The sequence below is a fragment of the Nonomuraea zeae genome, assembly GCF_005889725.1.
Taxonomy (GTDB): Bacteria; Actinomycetota; Actinomycetes; order Streptosporangiales; family Streptosporangiaceae; genus Nonomuraea; species Nonomuraea zeae.
Genome location: NZ_VCKX01000381.1, coordinates 1 through 10,285, shown reverse-complemented (window position 1 = coordinate 10,285; position 10,285 = coordinate 1). Strand labels below are relative to the sequence as shown.

General features: G+C 72.5%; 8 protein-coding genes. 2 read left to right on the top strand and 6 right to left on the bottom strand.

Going from position 1 to position 10,285, the window contains the following annotated elements; all coding sequences use genetic code 11:
• The 6 genes from ETD85_RS55520 to ETD85_RS55495 form a co-directional block, all read right to left on the bottom strand.
• Positions 1-575, bottom strand: a 575-nt coding sequence (locus tag ETD85_RS55520; protein WP_206059497.1) for a DUF6182 family protein, incomplete at its 3' end; no start/stop codon positions are given.
• Positions 576-647: 72 nt separating this feature from the next.
• Positions 648-1,511: a nucleoside/nucleotide kinase family protein gene (locus ETD85_RS55515; protein ID WP_138697916.1), complete on the bottom strand. Its 864-nt coding sequence runs from the start codon at positions 1,509-1,511 to the stop codon at positions 648-650.
• The gene (locus ETD85_RS64055; protein WP_170247379.1) at positions 1,504-3,909 is read right to left on the bottom strand and encodes a phosphotransferase; all 2,406 of its coding nucleotides are present in this window, start codon (positions 3,907-3,909) and stop codon (positions 1,504-1,506) included. The genes ETD85_RS55515 and ETD85_RS64055 overlap by 8 nt, the downstream gene beginning before the upstream one ends.
• Entirely contained in the window at positions 3,906-5,579 is a 1,674-nt protein-coding gene (locus ETD85_RS55505) for a GH3 auxin-responsive promoter family protein (protein ID WP_170247378.1), read from the bottom strand. The genes ETD85_RS64055 and ETD85_RS55505 overlap by 4 nt, the downstream gene beginning before the upstream one ends.
• A 99-nt stretch (positions 5,580-5,678) precedes the next feature.
• The gene (locus ETD85_RS55500; RefSeq protein WP_138697914.1) at positions 5,679-6,791 is read right to left on the bottom strand and encodes a hypothetical protein; all 1,113 of its coding nucleotides are present in this window, start codon (positions 6,789-6,791) and stop codon (positions 5,679-5,681) included.
• A 25-nt stretch (positions 6,792-6,816) separates the two neighbouring features.
• The gene (locus ETD85_RS55495) at positions 6,817-7,896 is read right to left on the bottom strand and encodes a prephenate dehydrogenase (protein WP_138697913.1); all 1,080 of its coding nucleotides are present in this window, start codon (positions 7,894-7,896) and stop codon (positions 6,817-6,819) included.
• 373 nt (positions 7,897-8,269) lie between these two features.
• On the opposite strand from ETD85_RS55495, the gene ETD85_RS55490 reads away from it, so the two are divergent.
• Entirely contained in the window at positions 8,270-9,853 is a 1,584-nt protein-coding gene (locus ETD85_RS55490; RefSeq protein ID WP_138697912.1) for an MBL fold metallo-hydrolase, read from the top strand.
• A 61-nt stretch (positions 9,854-9,914) separates the two neighbouring features.
• A partial coding sequence (locus ETD85_RS55485) for a VOC family protein (protein ID WP_206059496.1) occupies positions 9,915-10,285 on the top strand: 371 nt, incomplete at its 3' end.

Below are 10,285 nucleotides of genomic sequence, written 5' to 3'. Positions count from 1 at the left end.
GGGAGGTGGTGGAGGAGCAGATGGCCGCGGCCGGTGAGGAGGCCGTCCAAGGTCGCTTCCGCGATCACGTGGTTGACGTGGACCAGGTAGTCCTCGATTGGCAGCCCGGTGACGGGGACGTCGAGGCGGGCCACGGCGTTCCCGTTCCCCAGGGGGACCTCCTGGGTGAGGGGGGCGGTGAGGCCGCGGGGGCCGCGGAGCGGGCGCAGCAGACGGCGGAGTCCTTCGCGGGACGTCAGCGGGGCGGGGGCGTACCAGGCGATGGAGCCGTCGGGGGAGACGTGGTCGAAGGGGTGACGATCGGCGAGGTTGCGGGGGTCGCCGGCGAGGAAGATCGTGCGGGTGAAGGCGGCGTACCAGGGGCGGCTCCGCGAATCGGGGAGGGCGGCGGCGAAGTGGTACGCGGCGGCAGCGAACGTGGCGGGGTCGAACGCGCGCAGGACCGCGATCACGCCGATGTCCCGCGTCGTGCGCGGGTAGGTGGGCTGGGCAGCGCGGACGCGGGCGAGTCTCGCTTCGAGGTGAGCGCGCAAGGTCCGCTGCTCCAGAGCGTCCGGTGGAGCCGAGGGGATCATGGGCCGGCCTTCCGGAGCGGGGAGCGGCTTCGGGCATCTGGGTCAGTGAGCGGCATGGGGTGGTTTCCGGGGTCATAGGCCGGCGAGTTCGGCTACTTCGGCGGCGATGTCGTGGGGTGGGCGGTGGTCGGCGCGAACCCGGTGTACGCGGACCGAGGCGCAGGTCTGGAGGGCCTGGTCGTAGCCGGCCCAGATCAAGGGGAGCAGGTCGGCGCGTTCGTGGGGTTCCGGGCGGCGGTCACGGGTGCTCAACCGGCGGGTGGCCTCGGCGATGTCGATGTCGAGCAGGATCGCCACGTCGGGCGGCGTCACCGCGAAACGGGTGGCGAGCTCGGTCACCAGGGCCTCGGGGGGCAGAGCGAGCAGGCCGATCAGCTCCTCGCCCAGGGTGTCGAGTCGCGGCGCCCGTCCTCCCCGATGGCGGGCGAGGGTCTGGCACCACGCGAGGGCCGCCCGGACGGAAGGAGCGGGCATGCGCGTGAGCTGTTGCCGCAGGACGGCGGGGCGGCCCGGTTCGATGACCGCACCGATGGCCCGGCGGTAGAGCGGCAGGTAGGTGAGCGTGTCGATGAGCGGGTGCCGCTCGGTGATGATCGCTCCGGTCTGCCGGCCGGTGAAGAAGCGCTCCGCCACGCTGTACGTGCACATCTGCAGGTAGAGGATGGCGAGCTTCAGGTCGGGACTGCCGAGGCGGTCGGCCTCCGTGGACAGGATGTCGAGGTGCCGGGACAACTCCCTGAGGGGGCCGCCAGGATTTTCGTGGGGGCGCAGGCACGACAGGACGACATGAGGGCGGGCCGCGGGGGAGCGCCGGGCGAGCAGGCGGGCACAGGTGCTCTTACCGGATCCGTCGATGCCGAGCAGGGCCACCCGTACCGGTGCGGCGGGCATCGCGTCCGGGCCGGCCGGTGGCGCGGTTCGTACGGGGTCAGGCATCGGGGCACTCCATGGCGGCGTCCTCGATGGCGATCAGGCGCAGTGTCGTGGCCATGACACGGCCCAGGAACGGCAGCTCCCGTTGGGTGTGCACCATGACGTACACGAGCAGCCTGGTCACCGCGAAGTCCCACAGCGCCAGGCGATAACCCTCGCGCCACTCCTCCGGCTTGCCCAGGTGGCCCACGGCCTGCCGGTGCAGGTCGAGGAACTCCGTGACCCGCGACTCGCCGGCGTCCGGTGGCAGCACGAAGGCCAGCAGCTCGGCCAGGTCCCGCTGCGGGACGTGCAACGTCGCCAGCTCCCAGTCGTAGGCGACCAGGCGAAAGGCGGATGAGTGCGGGGCGGGGGAGCGCAGGGCGATGTTGCGAAGGTTGAAGTCGTTGTGGACCAAGGTGCGGGGCATGGACTCCAGCCGCCCCCACCACCGCGGGATCTCCTCGACGATCCGGCGGAGCCGGCGGGCCGAGGCGGCGTCCACCAGCTCCGGGTACTCGGTCGCGGCGTGCTCCAGCAACGCGCCCCACAACTCCCGCATGGCCGTCATCCGCTCCGCGCTCTGCACCGGTCCCAGCCAGGCGCGCAGCTCGTCGTGACGGCCGAGGAAGGCCGCGTGCACGCCCGCGATCCCGCGTACGGCCGCGGCCAGGTGCTCCGGGAGCCACTGCTCCGGCGTGTCGGCGCTGTCCAGGTGCAGTACGCCGGGCCCGAGGCGTTCCATGGCGATGACGTACGCCTCCCGCCCCGCGTCCTCGTGCACCCCGTACGTACGCGGCAGCACAGCCCGCAACGCCGGCTCCGCGTGGCGGTACACGGCGAGCTCGCGGGTGTGGAGGCCGGTGAAGCCCGTCCAGTCGCGCCAGCGCGGGTACAGGTCGGCCACCCGCCCCCCGCACAGCGACGCGAGCTTGGCGGCCTCGATGATCACTTCCTGGTCGAGGGGTTTGACCTTGAGCAGCAGGTCCGTCAACCCGTCACCGTCGTCCCGCCGCCAGGCCACGCGGACGGGGAAGATGCCCGTGGTCTTTCGGCGGTCGGCGCGGGCGGTGAGCTCGGTGATGAGGCTCGATCCCGGCGCGTGGTCGATCCAGGTGACACCGGTGACCTCCAGGCCGGGCGCGTCCATGGCCTGGGCCAGCATGGGCCGCAGCATGGGGGCGCCGAGGTCGTCGCGGCTGAGCCAGTCAACCCGCCGGCCGCGGCCGAGCCGTTCGTGCGCGTCGGCGAACTGGCCCCCGGCCACGGCCGCCATCGTGGACAGGTTGAGCGCGAGGGCGAACCCGCAGATGATCTCCGCGAAGCGGGCGGCGTGGCCTTCGCCCCGGCAGCCGAGCACGTCCAGGTAGTCGCTCTGACGCACCAGCCTGGTGCCGCCCCCGACCACCCCGGTGACCAGGCTCGGCAGGACCAGCGTGGCCCGCACGTCGCCCTCGGACACGTCCACGGAGAACAGGCCGGTGCCGGACTCGTACACGCTGGCGATGTCCTGCCCGGTCGCGACGAAGATGGCCGCGATGACGTTCGCCGCGTCGATGTCGTGCCCCGCCATGCCGGCCTGCTGGCCGGCGAGCACGCTGTGCCGGTAGAGCCGGTCGATCGCGTCCGGCGTGCTCTTGAGCACGCGGCGCACGGTCGTGCGGTCCAGCACGCATTCGGCCGCGACCCGGGTGCCGCGCCCGGAGATCATGTTCAGGTGGGTGAACTTCTTGTCGCCGCTCAGGTTCGCCTCGATCGCGAACCAGGTCGGCGCGAGCCCCGGCATGGTGGCCAGCCGGTCGTTGATCCACCGGCAGGCCCGCCAGGTGGCGGCGGTGGTCATGTTCTGTCCGCCCGCGTCGGCGGTCTCGTACACGAACCGCACGTGTACCGCCCTGCCGAGCTGTACCGGATCGACCGCCGTCAGCCGCGAGTGCGCGGACACCTCCGCCACCCGCCGGTCCAGCTCGTCCTTGCACGTCACGATCCAGCGGGCGAACTCGGCCGCCGCCCCCAGCCCCGCGAACTCGAACACGGGCGCCCGCGTCATCCGCTGCGCGATGACCTGGCTCGTCACCCCGCCCGCCAGCGTGATCGCCTTGGCGCCGCGCGCGACCGAGGCGACCAGGGCGCCCTCGGTGGTGGCCAGCGGCGCCGTCACCATGCCCTGCGCGTGGCGGCCGGTGAACAACATCGGCCCGGCCAGGCCGACGGGGACGTCCACGACGCCGACGAAGTTCTCCAGGTTGCCCGGCAGCGAGCGCGGGTCGATGGTCGACTGCTCCAGGGAGCGCAGCGAGGCGTTCGTGGTCGTCCGCAGCCAGGCGAGCAGGTCCTGCCGGGCCCGCTCGGTGTACTGGCCGCGGCCGGGCATGCTGGGGTACGACGTCTCCCGCAGCGAGGGCTCCACGGTGTCGGTCAACGTTCTGCCTCCGTACCTGAGAGGACACGTGTCCACGCGCCCGGATCGTCGCGGAACACCCGGTCCTTGACCCTGGTGGGCCGCTCGCCGTCCTCCACCCGGCGCCGCCACTCCCGCCAGAACGCCTCCACCGGCACCGCGTGCACCAGCGGCTCGGCCAGGGCGCCCGACCGGCGGGCGGCGGCGTACCCGGGCGCCTCACGGCACAGTTCCTCGTCGAGCGCGGCGGTGAAGGCCCGCGTCCGCGGCGGCGGGGTGGCGAAGGCGACGGCCGCCTCGTGGCGGGACGCATCGGTGCCGGCCCGGTACATCACCTGGCGGACGGCCAGGCCGGTCGCGTCGCCGGCCGCCGCAACCGCCCGCAGCACGTGCGACTCGCGGACCCGCTCGCCCGCCACGGAGACCAGGCCGTCGCGGCACGAGTACTCCACCACCGGCGTCGCCCCGACGAACCCCACCACCTTCACGATGTCGCGCACCGCGCACCGGTGAAGGCCGCCGACGTGCGACACCACGACGTGGTACTCCTGGCCTTGCTGCAGCTCGTGCGGCTCCAGGGTGTCGCTCCACGGCTCGATCCGCTCGTCGGCCGGGATGAACTCGTACAGGCAGCCGGACACCATCAGCGCCCCGCCCGACGCGCGGCCGGACAGGGGAACGGCCAGCGGCCCCTCCGACGACCCGATCGGCGCGGGACGGATATGCAGGTCGGCGCCGTACTCCTCGCGCAGGCCCGGCAGGTACAGCCTGGACACGTAGGTGTTCCAGGTCAGGAGGAGTTCCAGGCGCGGCCACACATCGGCGGGGCGCAGCGTGCCACGCCGGGCGGCGGCCCGCTCCAGGCCGGCCGCCCGGCCGGGGTCGGGTGGCCGGATCGCCAGGCCGCCCACCGTCCCGTCCCTGATCTCCCGCACCATGCGGGGCCACCAGTGGGCAAGCTGGTGCGGCAGCGCGGCCGCGATCGCCGGGTTGACCGCGATGATCCCCCGTACGTCGTGCTCGGCGGCCATCCGGAGCCGCAGGTAGCAGCGCTCCCACGGGCCGGCGCCGGCCAGCTCGTCCGGCAGGCGGCTCCAGGGGGCCCGGTTACCGAGCCCGACGGCGAGGTCCTCGCCCGCCTTGGCGAAGTCGAGCTGGCTGGGGCCGATGTGCGGCCGGCCGCCGAGCGTCGCGGCCGCCGGCGAATGCGGGTCCTGCCACAGGTTGAGCACGGCGTCGTCGCGGGTGGGCAGATCGGGATGGTGCCGTACGAGCTGCGCGAAGCCCGCGAAGTAGAACGGCAGGAAGCAGCGGCGCAGGAACCCGGCCGTCACCGGGATGCTCTTCTCCCCGCCCGTCGTGCCGCTGCTGGCGAAGAACGCCGTGGGCTCCTCGCTCGTCAGCACCCCGCGCTCCCCGGCGTGCACCCGCTCCAGCCACGGCCGGAACTCCTCGTGCCCGCGGATCGGCGTCGCCCGCCGGTACCCGGCCGCGTCGCGCACCCCGGCAAGGCCGTGCTCCCGGCCGAAGGCGGTGTCCCCGTTCGTGGCGAGGATCTCGGCCAGCACCGCGGCCTGGGCGGCGCGCGGGTCGTCCAGCGAGGCCAGGGCCTTGCCGCTCTCCAGCAGCACCCGCCGCCGGTACGCCTCGGCACGTTCGGCGGCGGAGGCGAAGGTACGGTCGGTGGTCATGGCCCTCCCGGTCGTGGACTGTCGGTGTCGGTCGTCGGTCGTCGGTCGTCGGTGGTCGGTCATCGGTGTCGGTCGTCGGTCATCGGTCGTCGGCGAGTGTCACAGGTACACGTGGTCGAGCAGGGCGGCCGGCGCGCGCCGCGCGAACAGGCCGTCGGTCAGGCGGTACGGATCCACCCACCCGGCGGGCGTGGCGAACCCCCGCAGGTACGCGGGGAGGTCGCCCGTAGCACCGGCCGCACCGGCCTCGCCCAGCATCCGGCCGGCCCGCGACAGGGCGCGGCGCAGCAGGTCCGGGCGGAACGGCTCGGAGGCGGTGCGCTTGAGCATCGCGATGAAGTACAGGCGCATCCCGAGGCGGTAGACGGGCGGGTCGAACTCCCGCAGGCACAGCTCGGCGAGCCGGCCCAGGGAGTGGCCGTCCCAGCCGCCGTGCCGGCTGGAGCGTACGACGCCACCGATCGGCACCCGCCCCAGCGGCAGCCGCGACGGCCGGGCGCCCAGCTCGGCCAGCACGCGCGCCAGCAGCGCGTAGTCGTGGGCCAGGTCGTCGTCGTAGACGAGCAGCACCTCGTCGCCCGCGGCCAGGCGGGGGATCAGGTCCCGCAGGATCACCAGCAGGTAGTTGGCGTGCGCGTCCACGCCGATCACCGGGCGCAGCGGCATGCCCCAGCGGGTCCCGTCCAGGTACGCGGGCCCGCCGTGGCGGCGGTGGTCCACGCACAGGTGCCGCCGCGCCAGCAGCTCGACGGTCTCGTCGATCGAGGCCACGGTCGGCCGGTCCGCGGTCAGGCCGGGGTCGTGCACGCCGAGCAGGTCGAGCTGCCGCTTCCAGTCGCGGGTGGCCGCCCGCGTGGCCGGGTGGACCCAGCCCTCCCGCTCGACGCGCTCGGTGTAGTGGCGCAGGCGGTCCATGGGGCGGATGTCGCCCGAGGCGTGGCAGCGTACGTACAGGTGGCCGAGGTCGTCGGGGGACAGCGCGGCGAAGTCGAGCCCCGGATGGCGGCGGTCCAGGTAGTCCCAGAACTGGATGGTCTGCCCCGTCAGGTTCGCGGCGCGCGGGTTCCAGTAGTACTCCAGGTCGCGTACCAGCCGCGTGCCCCGGAAGAGCGTGTCCACCCAGAGGAAGCCCTTGACGTGCGTGGGCAGCAGGGGTTTGGTGGCGGTGATGGTGACGGGCGCGAGCAGCAGCCGCCGGGCAGGACCACGCACGTACGCTCCCCTCGGATCCGGGCGGTCAGCGCTGCCGCCAGCCCTGGTTGTGCAGCGCCTTGCGCAGCGTCGCCGCCAGGCCGGGCAGGACGCTGATGTGGACGAGCCCGGCGGGCTGCCCGGTGGCGTGCTCGATGCGGACGTCCTCGATGTTGACGCCGGCCTGGTCGGCGTCGGAGAACAGGCGGGCCAGCTCGCCCGGCTGGTCCCCGATGACGGCGGTGACCGTCTCGAAGCGCTCCGGCCGGGTGTCGTGCTTGCCGGAGATGCGGGCGCGGCCCGTACGGCCCCTGCGCAACACGTCCTCGACGACGGCCAGCCCGTCCGCGCGTTCCGGGCCGTCGCCGGCGAGCCCGCGCAGGGCCGTCACCATCCGCCCCAGGTCGGTGCCCAGCTCCTCCAGAAGGTCGGCCACGACCTTGGCGTTGGCGCCCAGGATGTCCATCCAGAGCCCCGGATCGGCCTCCGCGATGCGGGTCAGGTCCCGCAGGCCGGGGCCGGCCAGGCTCACCTCGCGTTCCTCCGCGTGCTCCAGGCGCTGGGCGACCAGGCTCGCCACGACGTGCGGCGCGTGCGAGACCAGCGCCACCGCCCGGTCGTGCGCGACGGCCTCCATGACCACCGGCACCGCGTCGCACAACGCCACCAGCTCCAGCGCCGTGTTGAGCGTCTCGGTGCCGGTGTCGGGCGTCGGCGTGAGCGCCCACATCCGGCCCTCGAACAGGTCGGCCCTGGCCTTGAGCGGGCCGCTGTGCGCCGCGCCCGCCATCGGATGGCCGCCGATGTACGACGAGGTGTCGCAGCCCAGGGCGACGGCCTCCCGCTGCGCCTCCGCCTTGACGCTGGCCACGTCCGTGTGGTGCGCGGCCACGCCCTCCGCCTGCAGCCCGGCCAGCACTCTGGCGACGTGGGGCGGCGGCACCGCCACGACCGCCAGGTCCACCGCCCCCGACGGCGGCCGGGCGGTCCCGGCGCCGAGCGACGCCGCCGTCCGTACCGCCTCCGGGTCCGCGTCCCGCAGGTGCACGGTCACGGCGTGCGCGCGCAGCGCCAGCGCCACCGAGGTGCCCACCAGCCCCGTACCGATCACCAAAGCCGAATGCATAACGGCAGCGCCCATCCCGTCCGACGAAGCGGGCTCCGAGCGCCCGGTAGATCCCGGACCATAGACGTTCGGCGCCGCCGTGATCCACCGTGCACGGGTCTTGCGGAAAACGCGTACGGAATGACGTCCTTAATATTTCGCGGCCGCCGTGTTCAACTGCCGCGCCGCCGCACTTGAACAAAAGTGTTCAACGGGCCGGCACCTTGCCGCCGAATGTCCCGCCGGGTCATTCTTCCCTTCGCCGGCGCCTCAAATGCGAACCCGGTCACCGGTAGTCGTCCATTTCTTCACGGTCCGCCGCAGTGCCATGCGCAACAACCCGTGTGCCCCGGGCCGGTTCCTGTTGTCAGTTCACCTCGAGGGGAGCGCGCAGATGGCTGATGAGCAGTTGTTTCTGCGGTCGAAGGTCATCGTCGAACCACTAGTGGACAGGTTCTTCGCCTGGCCGCACACGATCGCGCCGGTGCAGGCGGCGATGAACCTCGCCCGGCTCCAGGTGCCGTTGCTGGAGTCGTACCTGCAGTCGCCGCAGGTCCACGTGGCGGCCAGCAACAACCCGGAGCTGCGCGGCGGCTACTTCATCAACATCCCCGAGTCGCGCGCCGACGAGGTACGCGACCTGCTGGACACCATCAGGCGCGAGCGCGCCGCCATGCTGCGCTTCGCCGACGCGATCGCGGCCGGGCAGGAGATCCTGCGGGCCAGCGCCACCGGGTTCGACCTGACGCCGCTCTACCCGAAGCTGCCCACCGAGCTCGGTGGCCTGGTCGAGCTGGCCTACGACACCGACAACCAGGCGCAACTGCGCTTCATGGAGCCGCTCGTCTACAAGAGCGACGTCTACGCCGAGGCCCGCCAGTCGGTGCAGCTCTCCTTCGAGACCGGCATCGAGCGCCCCTTCATCCTCAGCACCCCGCGGCTGCCCTCGCCGGACGTCCTGGAACTGGGCATCCCCTTCCGCCACTCCGGCCTGGAGGAGCTGTTCAAGGCCCGGGTACGCCCGACCACCCTGCGCCACCTGCGCGAGGCGCTGGAGCTCGACGACGCGCAGGCGGCCCAGCTTTCCGCCATGCTCAGCGACCGCCCCAGCCTGGCGCCCGACCGGCACATCGAGAGCGGCGGCCGGATCCGCTACTTCGGGCACGCCTGCCTGGTGCTCCAGACGCCCGAGGCCGCCATCGTGACCGACCCGTTCATCAGCGCCGACAGCACCGCCGGCGACCGGTACACGCTCGACGACCTGCCCGACTACATCGACCTCGTGCTCATCACGCACGGGCACCAGGACCACATCGTCCTGGAGACCCTGCTCCAGCTCCGCGGCCGCGTCGGCGCCATCGTCGTCCCGCGCTCCTCGCGCGGCAACCTGTGCGACCCGTCGATAGGGCTGATGCTGAGCCACCAGGGCTTCCCGGTGATCGAGGTCGACGACTTCGACGAGATCCCCTTCCCCGGCGGCAAGGTGACCGCCACGCCGTTCCTCGGCGAGCACTGCGACCTGGACATCCGCGCCAAGTCCACGTACTGGGCCGAACTGGCCGACAAGAACGTCTTCATCGGCGCCGACTCCTCCGGCATCGACCCCAGCCTGTACCGCTACGTCAAGGGCCACCTCGGCACGGCCGACTACGCCTTCCTGGGCATGGAGTGCGACGGCGCCCCGCTGACCTGGCTCTACCAGGCGCTGCTCACCATTCCGATCCCCAAGAAGATGAGCGACTCCCGCAAATTGTCGGGCTCGAACGCCGAGCAGGCCGCGGCGATCATGACGGAGCTGGGCGCCAAGGAGGGCTACATCTACGCCATGGGCGAGGAGGACTGGCTCGGCCACGTCATGGCCACCACCTACAACGAGGACACCTACCAGATCAAGCAGATCAACGAGTTCCTCGCCTGGTGCTCGGAGCGCGACATCAAGGCCGGGCACCTGTTCAAGCAGCAGGAATGGCGCTGGTAGCCGGCTGACGAAGCCCGTATCGCCCGACGAAGTGGCCATCGGTTCCCCAGGAGGTATCCCCATGGCTGTGCAAGACATCTCGTACGTCGAGCTGTTCACGCAAGACAAGATCTCGGCCGTCGACTACCTGGTCACCGCCATGGGGTTCACCCGCGTCGCCGACTCCGTGGAGGTCGACCGGAGCTCCGTGCTGCTGCGTCAGGGCGGGGTGCAGATGGTCGTCACCTCCGGCCGCGGGATCTGGAAGTTCCTCGACGACTACGGCGACGGCATCGCCGACATCGGCTTCACCTGCGACGACGTGGCCCGCACCAGTGCCGCGGCGGCCGCGGCCGCCGCCGGGCCCGTCCGGATCGAACGCGGCAACACGGTCGTGCCCGGTTTCGGCGGCGTGACCCACACCCTGCTCCCGCCGGTGGACGCCCCCGCCCA